The 17,954-nt window shown below is 62.0% G+C and carries 15 protein-coding genes, 1 tRNA gene and 1 pseudogene; 5 read left to right on the forward strand and 12 right to left on the reverse strand.

Annotated elements, in window-relative coordinates; genetic code table 11:
• Positions 1 to 11: 11 nt before the first annotated feature.
• Complete coding sequence (locus tag A9D12_RS06165) at positions 12 to 197, reverse strand: DUF5522 domain-containing protein (protein WP_231889708.1); 186 nt, start codon at positions 195 to 197, stop codon at positions 12 to 14.
• Between the two features lie 145 nt (positions 198 to 342).
• Here A9D12_RS06165 and A9D12_RS06170 point away from each other — a divergent pair, with 145 nt between their 5' ends.
• Both A9D12_RS06170 and A9D12_RS06175 read left to right on the forward strand, forming a co-directional pair.
• Complete coding sequence (locus tag A9D12_RS06170) at positions 343 to 2,769, forward strand: M1 family metallopeptidase (RefSeq protein ID WP_231889743.1); 2,427 nt, start codon at positions 343 to 345, stop codon at positions 2,767 to 2,769.
• Positions 2,766 to 3,284, forward strand: coding sequence for a DUF6702 family protein (locus A9D12_RS06175; RefSeq protein ID WP_068350513.1), 519 nt, complete (start codon positions 2,766 to 2,768; stop codon positions 3,282 to 3,284). Before A9D12_RS06170 ends, A9D12_RS06175 begins: the two co-directional genes overlap by 4 nt.
• A gap of 1 nt (position 3,285) precedes the next feature.
• On the opposite strand, the gene A9D12_RS06180 is transcribed toward A9D12_RS06175, so the two are convergent.
• On the reverse strand, positions 3,286 to 5,469 hold the full coding sequence (locus A9D12_RS06180; RefSeq protein WP_156522807.1) for a putative bifunctional diguanylate cyclase/phosphodiesterase: 2,184 nt from the start codon (positions 5,467 to 5,469) through the stop codon (positions 3,286 to 3,288).
• 163 nt (positions 5,470 to 5,632) lie between these two features.
• On the opposite strand from A9D12_RS06180, the gene A9D12_RS06185 reads away from it, so the two are divergent.
• Positions 5,633 to 6,727: an aldose epimerase family protein gene (locus tag A9D12_RS06185; RefSeq protein ID WP_068350515.1), complete on the forward strand. Its 1,095-nt coding sequence runs from the start codon at positions 5,633 to 5,635 to the stop codon at positions 6,725 to 6,727.
• 234 nt (positions 6,728 to 6,961) lie between these two features.
• Here the strand turns inward: A9D12_RS06185 and A9D12_RS14450 are convergent, their stop codons facing one another.
• From A9D12_RS14450 to A9D12_RS14990, 10 genes and pseudogenes are all read right to left on the reverse strand, one after another.
• Positions 6,962 to 7,321 carry a hypothetical protein gene (locus A9D12_RS14450; RefSeq protein ID WP_082925622.1) on the reverse strand — a complete coding sequence of 120 codons (360 nt, stop codon included), beginning with the start codon at positions 7,319 to 7,321 and terminating at the stop codon, positions 6,962 to 6,964.
• 136 nt (positions 7,322 to 7,457) lie between these two features.
• Positions 7,458 to 8,417 (reverse strand): hypothetical protein, encoded by a 960-nt coding sequence (locus tag A9D12_RS14985; protein WP_231889709.1) that lies wholly within the window; start codon positions 8,415 to 8,417, stop codon positions 7,458 to 7,460.
• 8 nt (positions 8,418 to 8,425) lie between these two features.
• Positions 8,426 to 11,065: a fimbria/pilus outer membrane usher protein gene (locus A9D12_RS06195; RefSeq protein WP_231889710.1), complete on the reverse strand. Its 2,640-nt coding sequence runs from the start codon at positions 11,063 to 11,065 to the stop codon at positions 8,426 to 8,428.
• Positions 11,062 to 11,856 (reverse strand): fimbrial biogenesis chaperone, encoded by a 795-nt coding sequence (locus A9D12_RS06200; RefSeq protein ID WP_231889711.1) that lies wholly within the window; start codon positions 11,854 to 11,856, stop codon positions 11,062 to 11,064. The genes A9D12_RS06195 and A9D12_RS06200 overlap by 4 nt, the downstream gene beginning before the upstream one ends.
• A 94-nt stretch (positions 11,857 to 11,950) precedes the next feature.
• A complete protein-coding gene (locus tag A9D12_RS06205; RefSeq protein WP_156522808.1) occupies positions 11,951 to 12,811 on the reverse strand; it encodes a hypothetical protein in 861 nt (286 codons plus the stop codon).
• A gap of 93 nt (positions 12,812 to 12,904) precedes the next feature.
• The gene (locus tag A9D12_RS06210; RefSeq protein WP_082925422.1) at positions 12,905 to 13,672 is read right to left on the reverse strand and encodes a hypothetical protein; all 768 of its coding nucleotides are present in this window, start codon (positions 13,670 to 13,672) and stop codon (positions 12,905 to 12,907) included.
• A gap of 179 nt (positions 13,673 to 13,851) precedes the next feature.
• A complete protein-coding gene (locus A9D12_RS06215) occupies positions 13,852 to 14,376 on the reverse strand; it encodes a hypothetical protein (RefSeq protein ID WP_068350520.1) in 525 nt (174 codons plus the stop codon).
• 485 nt (positions 14,377 to 14,861) lie between these two features.
• A tRNA-Leu gene (locus A9D12_RS06220) sits at positions 14,862 to 14,948 on the reverse strand.
• Between the two features lie 108 nt (positions 14,949 to 15,056).
• Positions 15,057 to 15,830, reverse strand: a complete 774-nt coding sequence (locus A9D12_RS14860; RefSeq protein ID WP_197489930.1) for a thioredoxin — start codon at positions 15,828 to 15,830, stop codon at positions 15,057 to 15,059.
• Positions 15,831 to 16,055: 225 nt separating this feature from the next.
• Positions 16,056 to 16,112, reverse strand: a pseudogene (locus A9D12_RS14990) (zinc-ribbon domain-containing protein); the annotation flags it as partial.
• 167 nt (positions 16,113 to 16,279) lie between these two features.
• Between A9D12_RS14990 and ftsE the strand changes: the two are divergent.
• Positions 16,280 to 17,011, forward strand: a complete 732-nt coding sequence (gene ftsE, locus A9D12_RS06230; RefSeq protein WP_068350522.1) for a cell division ATP-binding protein FtsE — start codon at positions 16,280 to 16,282, stop codon at positions 17,009 to 17,011.
• A complete protein-coding gene (locus tag A9D12_RS06235; RefSeq protein ID WP_082925423.1) occupies positions 17,008 to 17,949 on the forward strand; it encodes a cell division protein FtsX in 942 nt (313 codons plus the stop codon). Before ftsE ends, A9D12_RS06235 begins: the two co-directional genes overlap by 4 nt.
• The last annotated feature ends 5 nt before the right edge of the window (positions 17,950 to 17,954 follow it).

Consider the following 17,954-nt stretch of genomic DNA (forward strand, 5'->3'; position numbering starts at 1 on the left):
TCTCCGGATGATCAGCGCCCGCTGGGTACGGCTTCATGGCCGTAAGGGCAATGGCGGCAGGCCGATCCACAGCACTTGCCGCGCTTGAGATGCGCCAGACGGGTGAACACGGTGTAACCCGTTGCCGGATCGCGATAGGTCGCTTCTCCGGCGGCGCAGGCGGCTTCGTGCAGGACATGGAAATCGGGCAGGGCCATCGGGAACGCGCGATACCGCACAAGTGGCGCTCGCGCCATGCACGACAGGAAATTGCTGCCCCGCGCACCTTAACGGCTTGCGCAGGTGGCAGAATTGCGCTCTCTCACGCGCCTGCTTCACTTCCGGAGAACGCCCTTGCGTTTCGTGCTGTTCGTCGCCGCCCTCATGTTTGCCGCTCCTGCCGCCGCCCAGGGCGTGCAGCAGACCAAGGGCAATTACGAGGACAAGTTCCGCCAACTCGACGAGGTGCTGCCCGATCCCAGCGCCACCCGCAACGCCAGCGGCGCGCCGGGGCATCAGTACTGGCAGCAGAAGGTCGACTACCGGATCGCCGCGACGCTCGACGAGGCCAGGCGCCGCCTGACCGCGCGCGCCACGGTGCGTTACACCAATAACTCGCCCGACAGCCTGCCGTGGCTGTGGATGCAGCTCGACCAGAACATCTTCAAGCGCGATTCGATGGCCGAGCTGACCGATGCCTTCGGCGGCGCGGGCCGGCGCGGGCCCAAGGTTACGCTGGGTTCGGGATCCGAGCCGACCAAGCTGTCGATGGAAGAACTGCGCCGCCAGCAGGCGATGGCCGACAACGATTATGGCTACGATATCGACGCGGTCACCACGCTGAACGGTGGGAAGCTGCCGCACACCATCGTCGGCACCTTGATGCGGATCGACCTGTCGCAGCCGCTTGCCCCGGGGCAGAGCACCGAGTTCGCGATCGATTGGGCGTTCAACATCGTCGAGGAAGACGCGGTCAACGCGCGCTCGGGATACGAGAATTTCCCCGATGATCCCAAGAAGGGCGGCAACGATATCTTCCTGCTTGCCCAGTGGTTCCCGCGGATGGTCGCCTATTCGGATTACGAGGGCTGGCACAACAAGGAGTTTCTGGGCCGCGGCGAATTCACGCTCGAATTCGGTGACTACGCGGTCGATCTGACCGTGCCTGCCGATCACATCGTCGCGGGCACCGGCATGGTGCAGAACCCCGACGAGGTGCTTACCTCCGCGCAGCGCCAGCGGCTCGAAACCGCAAAGACCGCCGATGCGCCGGTGTTCATCGTCACGCCCGCCGAAGCCGCTGCCGCCGAAAGCGGCACGGCGCGCGGGACCAAGACGTGGAAATTCGCCGCCGCCAACGTGCGCGATTTCGCCTGGGCCTCCAGCCGCAAGTTCATGTGGGACGCGCAAGGGGTGAAGCAGCCGGGCGCGGAGAACGAGACCGTGCTGGCGATGAGCTTCTGGCCCAAGGAAGGCGGGGAGCTGTGGCGCAAATATTCCACCGCTGCCGTGGTCCACACGCTCAAGGTCTATTCGCGCTTCAGCTTCGATTATCCCTATCCCACCGCGCAGTCGGTCAACGGGCCGGTCGGCGGGATGGAATATCCGATGATCACCTTCAACGGGCCGCGCACCACGCTGAACAAGGATGGCACCCGGACCTATTCGCTGGCGGAAAAGATGTTCCTCGTCGGCGTGGTGATCCACGAGATCGGGCACATCTATTTCCCGATGACGGTCAATTCGGATGAACGCCAGTGGACCTGGATGGACGAAGGCATCAACTCCTTTCTCGATTCGGTTGCGGGCTACGAATGGGACCCGAACATGCCGTGGACCCGCAGCCTGCCGCGCGACATGATCCCTTACATGGTCTCCACCACCCAGCAGCCGATCATGACCCAGTCGGATTCGGTCAATGACCTCGGCTCGAACGCCTATGGCAAGCCGTCGGCTGCCTATCATCTGCTGCGCGACACGATCATCGGGCGCGAACGCTTCGACTTCGCGCTCAAGGAATATGCGCGCCGCTGGAAGTTCAAGCGCCCGACGCCGGCCGACTTCTTCCGCACGATAGAGGAAGCCAGCGGCACCGATCTCGACTGGTTCTGGCGCGGGTGGTTCTACACCACCGATCACGTCGATATCAGTCTCGATTCTATCTACCGGATGAAGATGGATTCGAAGGATCCGGACATCGATCTGGCCCGCCGCCGCCGTGAGCGTGCCGACGAGCCCGGGCTGGTCGGCGTCCGCTTGAACGAGGAACAGGGCCTGCCGATCTGGGTCATGGAAAATCCCGGTGTCACCGATTTCTACGACAAGAACGACGAATTCACCGTCACCCCCAAGGATACCAAGGCCTACACCGATTTCCTCGCCGGGCTGGCCCCGTGGGAACGCGCTGCCTTCGATCGTGCGGTGAAGGAGGATGCCAATTATTACGTCCTCAATTTCAGCAACAAGGGCGGGCTTGTCATGCCGATCATCCTCGGGCTGACGTTCAAGGACGGGTCGAAGGAAAAGCTGTCGATCCCGGCCGAAATCTGGCGCCGCAATTCGCGCGAGGTGGCCAAGCTCCTGGTCTATCCCAAGGGCAAGGAACTGGCCGAGGTGGTGGTCGATCCCGAATGGGAAACCGGCGATGCCGATATCGAGAACAACCAGTATCCACGCCGCATCATCCCGAGCCGGATCGAAGCCTTCAAGGACGAGGCCGCCAAGTCGCGCGTGTCGCGCGATCTGATGGGTGAGGCTGCGGGCGCCGAACCGGACAAGAAGAAGAAATGATGCTGCTGCGCCGCTTTCTCACCGTGCTTGCCCTTGTGCTCGCCCCGCTCGCCGCAGCGGGGGGCGCATCGGCGCACCAGCAGAAAATCGCGATCAGCACGGTTTCGCAAAACCCGCGTTCGGGTGGGATAGAGATCGCGCATCAGGTGCCCGTCCACGATGCCGAGCACGTCCTGCGCATTCAGGGGAGCAAAAACCCCGACATCGTCGGCAGCGCCGACAGCCGGGAGGCATTTGCCGCCTATGTCACCACGCGGTTTATGCTAGAAGTGGATGGCACTGTGGTGCAGCCGACGTATGTCGGCAGCGAAATCATCGGCGGCAGCCTGTGGGTCTATCAGGAAGTCCCGGCACCTGTGGCGGGCGCGCCGGGCAGACTGCGGATCAATTCCCAGATCCTCACCAATGTCTGGGCGCGGCAGGAAAACCGGGTGAATATCGGCAGCGGCACGAATGTTGCCACGCTAATCTTTCATCAGGGCGACGCGCCGGCCGAGGCCGTGTTGACGCGGTAATTCAGGCGCGGCGGCGGGCCGGCGGCGCGGCCGCAGCAAAGCTTGCCTCGACCTCGGCCAGCAGCCCCGGGCGGCCATAGCGATAGCCCTGCACCATCCGGCAGCCCATCGCGCGCAGGAAGATTTCCTGCTCGTCGGTTTCGACCCCCTCGACCACCACGTTGAGCCCGAGGCTGTGGCCCATCTGGACGATCGCCTGGATGATCAGCCGCGACTGGTGATCCTCGCTGATCGCGGCGATGAAATCGCGTTCGATCTTGACCTGATGGATCGGGAAGGCCCGCAGGTGGGTGAGCGACGAGAACCCTGTTCCGAAATCGTCGAGACATACGGTAAACCCGCATTCGTCGAGCATCGCCAGCGAAGCGCGCAGGTGCCCGCTGGGATCGATCAGCATCGTTTCGGTGACTTCGATCGTGATGTTGTGCGGGCCAAGCTGGCTGTCGTCGATCACATCGATCAGATGGCGCACGAAATCGCCTTGCCGCAGATCCGCATCGGACAGGTTGATCGCGATGCGGGTGTCCGGGCCGAACAGCGCCAGCAATGCTGGGCCATCGGCAACCACATGGTCAAGCATCACGCGGCTTACCCGGCGCGACAATTCAGGGTCGAGCAATGCGCAGAACACCTCGCTTGCGGAGATCAGCGAACCATCTTCGGCACGCAGGCGCAGCAGCGCCTCGACCGCGACCACGCGCCCGGTATCGAGCGCGATGATCGGTTGGTAGGCGGCCAGCGCGCGCCCGTTGCCCAATGCGCTGCGCAGCCGCGCGATCGCCTGCTGGCGTTCGCTCTGGCGGGCCTCGATCTGCTGGTCCCACCACACCACGCTGCCGCGACCTGAATCCTTGCCGCGATAGAGCGCAAGGTCGGCGCGGCGCATGATCTCCTCGCTGCTGGCCGCCTCGCACATTCGCGCCACCCCGCAGGTCGCCCCGATGCGGAGCTGCGACGCGCCCAGCGGCGGGATCTCGCCCAGTTCGTGCAGCAGGCGTTCGAGAAAGCGGGTGACGCCCGACAGGCCCATCTGCGCCGGGAACATCATCGCGAATTCATCGCCGCCCCAACGCGCCAGATAGACGCCTTCGCTGGCATGGAGCTGCAATTGCGCCGCGATCGTTTCGAGCACGCGGTCGCCCACCAGATGGCCCAGCGTGTCGTTGATATCCTTGAACCCGTCGAGGTCGAGGAGGGCGACCGTCACCGGTTCGGTGCCGGCCAGCTGCATCGCATCGGCCAGTTTCCGGTCGAAGCTCGCGCGGTTGAACAGGCCGGTTAGCCGGTCGCGTTCGGCAGCGCGTTGCAATGCGGCATTGCGCAGGTGCTCTTCGGTGCAATCGAGAATGATCCCGGCGACATAATCGGGCCGGCCATCGATATCGACCCGTTCGCCCACCATCCTGATCCGCCGCGCCTCGCCATCGGCCCGGTGGAACGTGGTTTCGAACATGAAGGGTTTGCCTTCATCGATCGTGTCGTCCATCGCCGCGCTGACCAGCGGGCGGTCCTCGGGCTGATAGAGCTGCACGACATCGCGCAGGTTGATCGACGGGCTGGGCTGCAGCCCGGCGATCGCAAACACCTGGTCCGACCAGTGCAATTGCCGCGTGGCCAGATCGACCCACCAACTGCCGATGTTGACCGCACGCTCGGCCTGCCGGAAGATCCGCGTCTGCTGGCGTAGCCCCGCATTGGCATTGCTGAGCGCACGGGTGCGGGTGTGCAGCGCGATGCTCTGCTCGGCCAATTCGGCCAGCATCTCCAGCATTGCGACCTGGTCTTGGCGGAAGGCGCCGGGCTCCGGGGAAATGCCGCACAGCGCGCCGATTACCGTGCCATCCTCGCCGCGTACCGGCACGCCGATATAGGAGCGCAGGAAAGGTGCAATAATGGCTAGCGCCGATTGAGCGAACGAGGGTTCGGCATGCGCATCGTCCACCAGCAAGGGCGCCGAATTGCGCACGCACCGTGCGCAGAACGATGCATCGATCGGGGTTTGCTCCAGATCGATGCCGCTGCGCCCCAGAAACCACTGACGGTCATCCTCGACCACCGAAAGGAGCGAGATCGGGCACCCGAGCACGGTGCTGGCAAGGACCGTGATGCGCGAAAACAGGTCGCGGTCGGGCATTGCCTCCAGACCGAGATTGCGGAGAGAATCGGGGCGCGGGATCGGCGTCACGCACACTCACTGCCTTGATTGGCTTAACAAAGTGTGGGCAAGTGCGGCGGTTATGCCGCGGGACCGCTTTGGCCTTTCGGGACAGTGCCGTGATGGGGCCATGGATCGCGGCCAAACGGCATCTTGCCGAACGGCTCCAGTTGCTGTCTGAGCGCTGGATAGCATGAAACGGCCACCTCATCCCGCCGCCCCAGGCGCACATCGGCACCTGTTCGGCCATCTCGCCGATGGCCGCGCCGTGGAGGCGGTCACGCTCGCCAACACGCGCGGCATCAGCGCAACGGTGATTGCCTATGGGGCAATTCTGCAATCGGTGATGATGCCGGATGCAGATGGGGCCAAGGCAGACATCACGCTGGGCCATGCAACTCTGGCCGAATACTTTGCCAATCCGCACTATTTCGGGGCCAGCGTGGGCCGTGTTGCCAACCGCATCGCCGGCGGACAGTTCGCGCTCGATGGCGCGGTCTATGCCGTGCCGTGCAACAACGGGCCCAATGCGCTGCACGGCGGGCCGGATGGTTTCGACAAGGCGCTGTGGGATATTGCTGCGGTATCCTCTGGCGCGCACCCCAGCGTCACGCTGGCGCATACCAGCCCTGACGGCGATCAGGGCTTTCCCGGCGCGCTGCGCGTCACAGTGACCTATGCATTGAGTGACACGGGCGACCTTGCGATCACCTACCGCGCGTCGACCGATCGCCCGACAATCGTCAACCTGACCAATCACGCCTATTGGAATCTGGCGGGCGAGGGCGCTGCGACCTCCGCGCTCGATCATGTTCTAACCATTCCGGCAGACCATTATCTGCCTATCGATGCCTTCGCGATCCCGACCGGCAAATTCGCGCCGGTGGCCGGCACGCCGTTCGATTTCCGCACCCCAAGCGTTATCGCGGAGCGTCTCGGCGATGCGAGTGACCCGCAAATCCGGATCGGAAACGGCTTCGATCACAGCTGGGCCGTGGCCCGCGCCCGCAGCGAGAGGCCGCGGCTGGTGGCGCGGCTGGCACACGCCGCTTCGGGCCGGGTGCTGGAAGTGCATTCGACCGAGCCGGGGGTGCAGTTCTATTCCGGCAACGCGCTTGGCGGGCAGGCAATCGGAAAAGCGGGGCGGGCCTATCGCAGGGGCGATGGCATCGCGCTCGAGCCGCAGATGTTTCCCGACACGCCCAACCAGCCGGCATTCGGCTCGATCGCGCTTGCACCGGGGCAGGCCTATTGCCACCGGATCATCTTTGCGCTGCGGTCGACGTGACCCCGCAAAGTTTCCGCAATTGCAGGTTGTCCGAGCGAGAGGGACGCGAGAGTCGGCGGTGCAGCCCCAACGTCTGAAGGATTCAAGCGCGGCAATACATAACTCGCGCGGTGATCGACCAGAGCTATGATGCGCAACACGGCTCTAACTTATCTTGCCAAGTAGCCGGATCCGCCGGTTTCGGGTGTTCACTGCATTTGGCGGTTCGGCGCCAAATGGCCTGTGAAGACCAGTTCAACCGATGGAGGTCGGAACAAGGTCGAACGTTATCCTGTCGGTATCGAAACCTCGTTCACCGGGCGTGGCAAAAAAATCCCGGTTGCGAAAGCGGGGGCCTTGTGAGCGGCTGAGGACAGTTCGTCCTGACCCATCCAGAACCACGCGATCGGGCCCGGCGGTAATCACCGTGCCTTCCAATGTACCCGGGGCGTAGCGAATGGTGAGCGTGTATCCGCTTGGTGCGTTGCAATACTCGCGAAAAGTGCCAAGCGAGAAAGAGCCGTTCTCCCCCTCAAGTATGCCGGGGCCTCGCTGCTGCAACTGGCAATAGACTGGCACCACTGCACGAAGATTGAACCGCGCATCCGTGCTCATCGCCGGCGCAGCCGTTGCCAACAAACTAACGGCGCAGATCGCTCTTGTTGCCTGTATCACCTTCACCCCACCATTTGAATTGGCTCAGTGACGATGACATTAGTGCGTAATGTTTTTCGATTGGTTAAGCCGCCTGCTATCGCGCGGTGACCGAGATCGAGATAAGATCGGAATAGGTGCCCGCCCGTTTGCGCGAAACGTCGCCAATATAAAACTGGATCGGCAGGACGGCGCGGATCAAACCATTTTCCGATGGCCCCTGCAAACGATCCATTCCTGACAGATTTACCGCATTTCCGCCAATGGTCAGCGAGTAAGGCACTGTCCATTCAGTGCCATTCAGTCGCAGTTTGCCGGAGTTCAGCGAAGTGACGTTAAGGTCATACCGCCCTGTACTGCTGACCCGCAATTGCAAAGGAACGGGGGCCGGACCCTCGCGCAATTCGCCCAGGCTAACAATCGCCTGTCCATCCGAAATGCGATAGGCGCCGGCCAGTCCGATCCGCGCCGAAGGAAGAACTTCAAGGCCGAGGACGATCCGCGCTCCGCCAAGCGTGCGCATGGTCTGATCCCGCGCTTCGAGGATTACGTCCTGGGTGAAGGTTCCCGAACTATTCACCTCGTCGGGCGACGCGACGAGGCGATAGGTGACCGTGCGCCTTTCGTTCGCGGCCAGTTCGATTGTGCGTTGCTCGGAAGAATTGCGAACCGACCGTCCCGCTCTCGGTGTTGCATCCTGCGAATCGGAAAGGTTGATGAGCGCGTAGCCGATCGGCTTTCCCTTGCCGGACGAAAGACCGAAAGGTGGCTGGGCCAACTCGAATATTGGCGTGAACCGACATTCGGCGGTGCCATCGTTGACGAACGTGGCGCTGAAAATGGCTTCGGGTGGAACCGTCTCGTATGGGTCGTACCCTCTGATGATCCATGCCGTCGGCGTGGCGTTGATCCGCAACCGGCAATCGGCAGCCGGAGTGACTTGGGGCTTTCCATTGGAGCCGTCTCCTCGCGGCACGGATTGCGCCGTGGCAGGAGCAATGCAACCGGATACCGCGAGCGCGACGACAAAGGCTAATTGCGTGAGACGCACCATCATGGATCCTTTTATCGGGTTGAACCAGCAGCCACGCTGCCAAGGTCAACAAGTCCGGAGTTATCGGCAGGAACAGTGAATTCGAAGCCGCGATCAATCGTGCCATTGTTACCGTAGGTTTCCACCCGATATCGGCGCCCGGGGATCAACGAGGAAATCGCAAATCGGCCAACGGAGTTGGTGAAGAACGGTAGCGGCTGCGGGTTTTCGCCATCGCGCAGATCGAGAAGCGTCACGCGCCCACCAGCCAACGAGACCGGTTCTCCGCCTCGCAGCAGCGTTCCGGTGGCGCTGATAAATGCATCGGTACCTACACGCAGGGCATAGCCACTGCGATACGGAGGCCTGACCCGAACAACGCCTGCACCAATGTCATACCCCGTCGGGGGATTTTCCACGTCGTATTGCACTGATTGCGTCACGTAGGACGCGAGGAAATTGTTCACCGCTGCGCCGAGTGCACCACTCTTGCCGAGATAATTGTTTTTCGCGAGTGACGCACCTGCCACCACCGAACGATCGCCCAGGGTTTTGTGGGCATGAACCAGCGCGAAGCTGTCGTTGATACGTCGTCCGACGCCCACGATACCATCGGCAAATGCGATCGTGGTTCCGACTCGAACCGATGTTGCTTGCAACTGATCGATCGAGGAGAGCGATGGGCCGAACGCAGCATGGCTTAGCGATGCGTCGAACCGGTTACCCGAATAACTGGCGAAGCCTTGCGCTTGGACGGCATCATCGCGGCGCGTAAGGACACCGCCAAAGCCAACGCTGTCAAGTTCGTTGAGCCCGCTCTGAACGTAGGAAAGTTCCGCAAGGTTATCCCGGGACTCATAGCGAGCTTCGGCACGGCGGCGATAATCCGGTTGGAACACCAAGCCGATATTGGCGCTGAAACCGCTGCCGATGGCAAAATTACTGGGGAAACCGGCGTAATCGGCACCGGCACGTACCGTCCAACGTTCGCTGATGCGATAAAATGCGGTCACACCGATGCGATAGGTATCGCCGGTGTCCTGCCTTCCCTTGAGATAGGAACCGCTTACTGTCGCGAGCACATTTTGACTGAATTGCCGGGTATATTGGCCAGTCATCGAAATCGCTGTGAGATTGAACCCTTCGGGATTGGAAAGGTTTGAAAAATCGGGCGACACATAGTCGGCCCTGATCGAGAAATTGTCTGCAAGACCCCCGCGATCAAAGAACCTGTCGTACGCAACGCCGGCGGCATAGCCGGCTCCCGCGAAGTTGGATCGGCTGGCCCCGGCGTCGATCAGCAGGCGCGCACCGTCGCGCAGGACGAACTGTGTCTGTCCCGTGAGAGCCTGCACTTCCTCGCTTGCCTGAAAGCCGATGCCGATGGCGGGCCGATTGAAAAAAGCTTTACGGAAGAATCCCGTGAACGCCGGCGAGCCGCGATAATCCGGTGCACGCCCAAGTTGCTGACTCGTTACGCCAAGATAGGCCCCGTATTCATAATCGCCCGGATCGAGGTCGATTGGGTCGAGATATTGCGAATAGGACAAGTCTTGCACGCTGCCTGTGGTGTCCTGCACCTGCACCCGAACATCGTTGCTGCCGGCAAGAAGTGGAAGCGAGCTGAAATCGTAGCGACCGGGCTGCAAACGCAATTCGCGATACAGGCTGCCGTTGCGAAAAAACCTGACCGTGGATTCGCGTTGGACGACTAGCTGGCGATTGCCTTGAAGAACGGCGGCACGAAAAGTGTTGAACCGACGTTGCTGGCGAGCAACGCCGACCCCGCCCATCTGCACGAACGATTGCTGGCCGCGTACTTCCGGATCAAGGTCTCCGGCAAACCACCGGCGATATTTCTCAGGTTCATCATAGACGAGCCGGGCATAATTGCGTGCGAACCGATAGTTTGTGTCCTGCAAGCCGAACTCTTCGCCGAGCGAAGCGTCAGCTTCGAATACGATTTTCTTGAAACGTATCGCCCCGTCCAGATTGATTGTCGGGCGCTGTTGATCCTCCGCGCCCCACAGATACGTCTGTGATGCGTTAACGTTAACATAGGCAGATAAAGCCGCTGGCGCCAAATTGACGTCGTTAAGGTCATCGCGCGGTGGGGCGAACAAATCTTCCACTGCTCTTTGATCGGGACGGACCTGAACGACCACGACAGCAAGCGACGCTGGATCATAGGTAAGACTGACGCCCGTCTCTGCCAAATCGTCTGGTCCAAAAGTGCGTAGCGGTGCAAGAGTTGCCGAAAGTTCGGCATGCGCTTCGTCGTTGAGGACAGTGCGCATGAGACGGAGAAATGTCTCTGACTCGAGCTGGAAACGATCATCCGCTGTCAATCGCATGGGAATGTCGCCCAGCGAGCGGGTAAGGAAAGTCAGCGGCACCGTCATATCGATATCACGGTCGTAGGGATTGATATCCGGACGTCCGTGCGGACCGATGGGCAAATCTGGCTGAATTGTTTCGTCGGGTGGCTGAGCTCCCGGCAAAGGGACGGCGATACCGTCGGGTTCGCCAACAGACACCGGCAAGGGGGGGACAGTGTCGCCTTCGGACGGCGAGGCCGGCGTTGAACGTGGAAGCGGCACGACGACCTGAGCCCCGACGCCCGAAGCGAAGATTAGCGGCACTGCGGCCGATAAAATGATCAGGCGCGTCACTGGAAGAACGTTAGGCGGACAGGTTGATCCGAAAATCCAAGCACAGGTATCCGGAACGTGCGTTGGCCCAGAGCGGGAACATAACCCGTACCTACAGCGCGATTAAGCTCTTCAGTCGAAACATCGACGCGCATGGGCTTGCCTTCAAGGTCGGTCCCTTCGAAACGCCAGTTGTAGCCCGACATCATCGCATGACGCCGACCGGAATTGGTGAGAGTGACTTCCAGTCCACGCACACTTTGCGCCACTTCGGTTGATCCCACCGGGCTTTCGGGCGTGTAGGTTACTGGTCGCACCGCTTTGGAACTGACATTGGGTGTCGCCCCGGGGGGCGCGACAACCACAAGTGCTCGCATGTTGTAAACAACCTGCACTTGCGCGGCGAGGCTGCCTGCATCGGTGGGGGCAAATTTGATCGGCAGCTGATTGACGGAAACATAATATGCCTGCGAAGCGGCGATGTCCGGCGCCCCGGCCCATTGCAGCCGCACGACCTGCCGTGCGCCCGGCGATAAGACACCCTGAGGCGGGAACACGAGAAAATCCTCGTCAGCAGGTACTTCCGAAATCTTGCCGTCCGCATCCAGCGTCATACGATAGATGCGCGTTTCGAACGCCAAGCCGCCTTTGTTGATGTTCTGAACCTCGATCCGGGCGACTGCAGCACCCGCTTGCGATTCCATCTCAACGACCATCGGAGATACCCGCATGGCAGATGCGGGCATCGGGCCCAACACCAGCGCCAAGGCTGCCAAAGTTGCCGCGCTACGACGCCAGAATTTTGTCAACATCTGCAGTCCCGTTCGTTTGTTGAAATTCGAGCATGCGCATCAGACGTGAAAAAAGGGGAAAGATTGCGCTTTCCCCTTCCTTCTGGCTGATGGCTTAAAGTGCGCGCAGCGTGACGGTGGTCGTGCCGGTGTAGGTGCCGGCGACCAGGCCGCGATCGGTGATGGCGGGTGCGTTGAAGGCGATGTTCATCGCCGAACGCCATGCGCCCTGCTGCAGCGAACCGGCGTTTGCGTTGCCAGCCACGGTCAATGTCTGCGACGTACCGGCGGTCACGGCGTTGAGACCCACGCCGGTCCAGGTTGCGGTCACCGAGTAAGGGATGTTCGCTTGGAATTCGTCGGTGTCGTAGCCGCCCGGATTGGCGTTGACCATGCCGCGGATGTCATCCTTGCTGACTTCGACGGCGTTGTTGGTGTTGCAGCCTGCGGTCAGCGTCTGGACGTTGGCAGTTGCCGGGCCGGCCATTTCGAATGCGGCATTGACGTTCTCGTTGTTGCCGGTGCGAACGCCGATAACGCCAAAGTCGATCGAGCGCGCAGCAGCGGTGTTGCCGGCGTAGAACGAGCAGTCACGGTTCACGGTGCCTGTCAGGGTGAAGCTGTTTGTGACGGTGGGGGTGGCCGCCTCGGTGTCATCTGCTGCCGAGCCGGAAATCGTGAAAGACGTCTGCACCACATTCGTTGTTGTCGTCGTCGTGGTTGTAACAGGCGTAGCAACGCAATTGGGGTTTGATGGACAACCGTTAGTAGTAAACTGCGGCTGGTTGTTCTGACCCTGATTGAAAGAAGGGTTCGGACGTTGAGAGACGATCGTGGTGATCGTGTTGGTGGTCGTCACGGGAATGGTGACGCTTTCATTCACCGGACTGATGATGCTGTGCGTCTGCGCATAGGCCGTGCTTGAAAAAACAATCAGAGCGGTAGTTGCAGTTAAAGTCTTGAGAACGAGTTTCATGAATATGCCCCCCCGTGATGTGGCAGCACCCGCTGCCGTTTTCGGAAATGTCATGGGCGGTGCGCGCTGGCACCGCCCATTCCGTCGGGGTACTTAGAGTGCGCGCAGCGTGACGGTGGTCGTGCCGGTGTAGGTGCCGGCGACCAGGCCGCGATCGGTGATGGCGGGTGCGTTGAAGGCGATGTTCATCGCCGAACGCCATGCGCCCTGCTGCAGCGAACCGGCGTTTGCGTTGCCAGCCACGGTCAATGTCTGCGACGTACCGGCGGTCACGGCGTTGAGGCCCACGCCGGTCCAGGTTGCGGTCACCGAGTAAGGGATGTTCGCTTGGAATTCGTCGGTGTCGTAGCCGCCCGGATTGGCGTTGACCATGCCGCGGATGTCATCCTTGCTGACTTCGACGGCGTTGTTGGTGTTGCAGCCTGCGGTCAGCGTCTGGACGTTGGCAGTTGCCGGGCCGGCCATTTCGAATGCGGCATTGACGTTCTCGTTGTTGCCGGTGCGAACGCCGATAACGCCAAAGTCGATCGAGCGCGCAGCAGCGGTGTTGCCGGCGTAGAACGAGCAGTCACGGTTCACGGTGCCCGTCAGCGTGAAGGTGTTCGCCACGGTGGGGGTGGCCGCTTCGGTATCGTCGGCAGCGGTCGAAGTCGTGGTGATTCGAGTGCCGATGTTGAACAACAGCAGGCCGTTGTTCGCTGCCCCGGCGAGAGCTTCGCCAAAGGTGAAAGGCGTATCGATGTTCGTCGCACCGAGCACAGGGTTGTTGAACTGAACGCGCGTCGAGGTGTGCGACTGGGCCTGGGCGCCGGTAGCGATCAGGGCTGCGGTGGCTGCAACGAGATAAAGTGCGCTCTTCATAGTAGTATTCCCTCTTTCAAATATGCCCTTGGGCTTTGCGTTTGCACCGATATTCGCAACCCAGATGCGTCGGTGCCTCGCATCTTTTATTGTCTCGCAATCGGATGAATTCTGGCCGGCTTGGCATCCGCGATGCCGCTCAATCGACCGTCCTTCGACGCAAGAGAATTCTGCCCGCGCTACATCGGGGACACCGTGATGGTGATTGTTTCTGCGTAGTTGCCGGCGAGAAGCCCGGCTTCGCCTGAAGGCGTGCCAAGTTCGATCGACAGCATCATGCCATCAGTCGCGATGCCGCCATTGGAGGAGAGCGTGCCCCCGCTCCGCAACTCGCGGCTATCAAAGACTCGGTTGACGGTTTCAACGGAAGGGTGGCGAACCGCCATGGAAATGCCCAGCGCGTAGGGCACGACACCCGAATAAGGGCCTTGGCCCAGTGGCATCGTGGTGTGCGTCAATCCGCCGGTCGAGCCGGAGACGACCATCGTGAAGGGCACGTTGCAATCCAATGCGACCCTTGCACGCATCGAAAGATTGCCGCGGTTGAGATCGCCAAAGTCGATGTTGGGGATGCTGCCCATTGAGCAGCGCTGGGGGATCGAGCCATCGACCGCAATCTGGACGGTACGTGCGTTGTCGATTTCGTCAGCAGCAGCAGGCGATGCAAGGCACGCGGCAGCAAGTAGTCCGGCAAGCAGACGCATTATTCCCCCCCATTTGAAAAGGCCTTCGCATGACCTGGCCATGGCGACATCGGCGAATCGTTGGAGCCTTTGTCGTCCGGTTAACAACTCACTAACCATTGGGAAATTTTTTGTCGAGGGAGGGGCCGCGTGAGCGTTTCAAAACGAAACGTTCGGGGGCGGCCCTCTTATCATCTCGCGAAGGATGAACTGTTACAAAGGCGCCTTCTCGGCCTGGTTCACGGCCAAAGCGCACCGGAGCGAGCGTCTCGGAAGCCATCGAAGGCTTTTGCGCTATCGATTGCGGAACGCAATCGTGACGAAGTCGACCAACTTATGCACTGATATTCTTTCCGCGATGGATCAGTCGCCAATCCGAAAAGCCGGCGCAGCAGCAAAAGCTGGCAGGAAAGCCATCAGCGTGACAAGCGGTAAGAGAGATTAGAGCGCGGTTAACAGACCGCGAGGCCGGAAGGGTGCGAGACAGAAATCTCGAAACTCTCAAATGGTGCGGTCGAGAAGACTCGAACTTCCACGGGCTTTCGCCCACAACGACCTCAACGTTGCGCGTCTACCAATTCCGCCACGACCGCACTCGGGTTTGTCGGGGCAGCCAGCTTGCTGCTCCCGCGGTAGGAGCGCGCCCCTAGCAAGGGGTTCGGTAGCGTGCAACCCCTTTGACGCACGACATCAAAAAGCTTTCAGCGCGGTGCCCATCCCAGCGCCGCTCCCGCAGCATTGGCGGGGATGTTGGCGATCGCTTCGGTAACGGTCACTGTCTCGCCAGGGGCCAATCGCCGCTTGGCGGGCTGGATCACCCAGTCACCGATGTTGCGATCGCGGCGGTCGCTGAAAACCACCAGCAGATTGGGGACATCGAGACTTTCGCTCGCGGTGTTGGTGATCGTGCCGCGCACGCGGAAAATCACTTCGCCGTTTTCAAGCGGTTCCTTGCGCTGCTCGGATTTGGGGAAATCGAGCGTCAGGCCGGGCTGGCCGACGCCGAAGGTGGGGCGCTGCAAGGGCAGCCATTCGGGCAGGCCGTAATAATTGACCGCCACAGCCGTTCCCGTCGCAAGCAGCGCGAACAGAACCGCCGCCAATGTCCACATCCTGAGCGGGTTGCGCCGCCGGGTGAAGGGAGCGCGGTAATCGAACTGCGATCCGCCATCGTCATCCGCATCGGTATAGGAAACGTCATCATCGAAGGATGGCGTGGCCGGATGATCGGAAGGGAGCGAGGAAGGGACGGGAGCGGGGCGCACGGGCGACTGCACCGGAGCATCGGCTTGTGGCAGCGCATCGCCTTCCGGCCCGCGGCCGCGGCGCAGCGCGCGGGCTGCGATTGCGGCGCTGTCGTTGAGGGCCGCGCTATCCTGCGCCAGCGTTGCATCCGGCGCAGCCTCGGGGGTGCGCCAGTGACTGATCGATGGGCCCGCAGCTGACTGATCGGCGGACGGCACGCGCGGCGCCATGCGCGCGGCGGCCTGTTCGCGCGTGGCAGCAGGGGAGGCTGGCTGCGGCGCTGGTGGGCGCACGGACGCGGGCGGAGCCGATCTTGCCTGAGGTGACGGAGTATCTTCGCGATGACTGTGCAAGGCGGGTGCCGGCGCAGCGGGCGCGGTCCCGGCGGGTTCCGATGCATCTTGGAACCAGCTGTGCTTGCACTTGGCGCAGCGCACGGTGCGCCCCTCCCCGCCGATGGCCGCATCGGGGACCGCGTAACGTGTGCCGCAGGCTGGGCAAGCGATGATCATATCGCATTTTGCAATAGCTTTCGCGTGCAAGCACACAAGAGCAAGTATTCGCGCGGCGTCTATTTACCTGCTGTTTTCCACATTCCGTCGCAGAAAATCGGGCTTTGTGGGGCATTGGCGGCATCCGGCGGCTTTTCCGCTGCGCACCCCGCTGTTAGGTCGACGTGATGAACGATGTTGTGGCCGGCCAGGTAAAATTCGACAATGTCGGGCTGCGCTATGGCACCGACCCCGAGGTGCTGAGCAATCTGAGTTTCACGCTGTACCCGGGCAGTTTCTATTTTTTGACCGGTGCGAGCGGGGCGGGCAAGACCAGCCTTCTCAAGATGCTTTACCTGTCGCAGGCCCCGTCGCGCGGGGCGATCCGGATGTTCGGGCACGACCTGGTGACGATGCCGCAAAGCCGCCTGCCCGAACTGCGCCGCCGGCTGGGGGTGGTGTTCCAGAATTTCCGGCTGGTGCCCTATCTCACCGCCTTCGACAACGTCGCGTTGCCGCTGCGTTTGGCGGGGACCGACGAGAAGAAGGTGCAGCGCGCGGTGGGCGACATGCTCGATTGGGTGGGGTTGTCGCACCGCGCACATGCCGTCCCGCCGAGCCTGTCGGGCGGTGAACAGCAGCGCGTCGCGATTGCGCGTGCGGTGATTGCGCGGCCCAAAATGCTCATCGCGGACGAGCCCACCGGCAATGTCGACCCCGATATGGCCTTGAAGCTGCTGCGCCTGTTCGAGGCGTTGAACAACCGCGTGGGCACCACCGTCGTGGTGGCAACCCACGATGTCCACCTGCTCAAGAAGGTGCCGGATTCGCTGATCATGCGGCTGCACAAGGGCCAGCTGTCCGATCCGACCGGGGCACTGCGCTATCCCCCGCGCGCCGGTAGCGGTGGCAGTCTGTGACGACCTTGCCCCCGCTTCCGGCCGAGACCGACGGCGCCGAAGCCGAGCCCGAACGTCCCCGCGGCCGCGCGGCAGCACGGCTGCTGCCGCCCGCACGCCTGACCGGGCCGATCCCGTGGGTGATCGCCATCCTGATCGCGCTGGTGGTGCTGGCAGCAGCAGGGGGCCTCGCGCTGCGCAATCTTGCCACGACCGCAGCAGGAGAATTGGCCAGCGCGGTAAGCGTGCAGGTGATCGAGCCGAACCCCGATCTTCGCACCGCGCGCAGCGACGCCGCAGTCGGGGTTCTGACCGCGCTCGACGGGGTGACTTCGGTGCGTGTCGTTCCCGAGGCTGAACTGGTCGCCATGCTCGAGCCGTGGCTGGGTGACGCGGCGCGCAGCGGGGACGTGCCGATCCCGGCACTGATCGATGTCGAACTGTCGCGCACCGCAGGTCCGGACGAGATCGCCGGTATCAGGACTGCACTTGCGGCAAAGGTGCCGGGCAGCCGGGTCGACGCGCAGGGTGATTTCCTGCAGCCAGTCGGCGATGCGCTTGCAGCGTTGCAGTGGCTCGCGCTGGGGCTGGCAGTGCTCGTCGCGCTGGCGACCGCGGCGGCGGTGTGGCTGGCCGCGCGCAATGCCTTTGCCGGCGCGCGCGACACAGTCGAGATCATGCACCTGCTCGGCGCGAGCGAGCGCCAGATTGCGGCAGTGTTCCTGCGCGATGTGCTGCGCGAAGCTGCGGCGGGTGCATTGCTGGGGGCTGGGCTGGGCGTGGCAGCGGTATGGCTGCTCGGCGAACAGTTTGCCGCGCTCGGCAGCGGGATGGTGAGTGGTGGCGGGCTGTTGCTGACCGATTGGCTGATAATTGCCGCAATTCCGCTGGCTGGTGTGATTTTGGCAATGGTGACGGCAAGGATCACCATTGCCTATGCCCTCAAGGCCATGCTTTAGGCCTT

This window comes from Erythrobacter neustonensis (assembly GCF_001663175.1).
Classification (GTDB): domain Bacteria; phylum Pseudomonadota; class Alphaproteobacteria; order Sphingomonadales; family Sphingomonadaceae; genus Erythrobacter; species Erythrobacter neustonensis.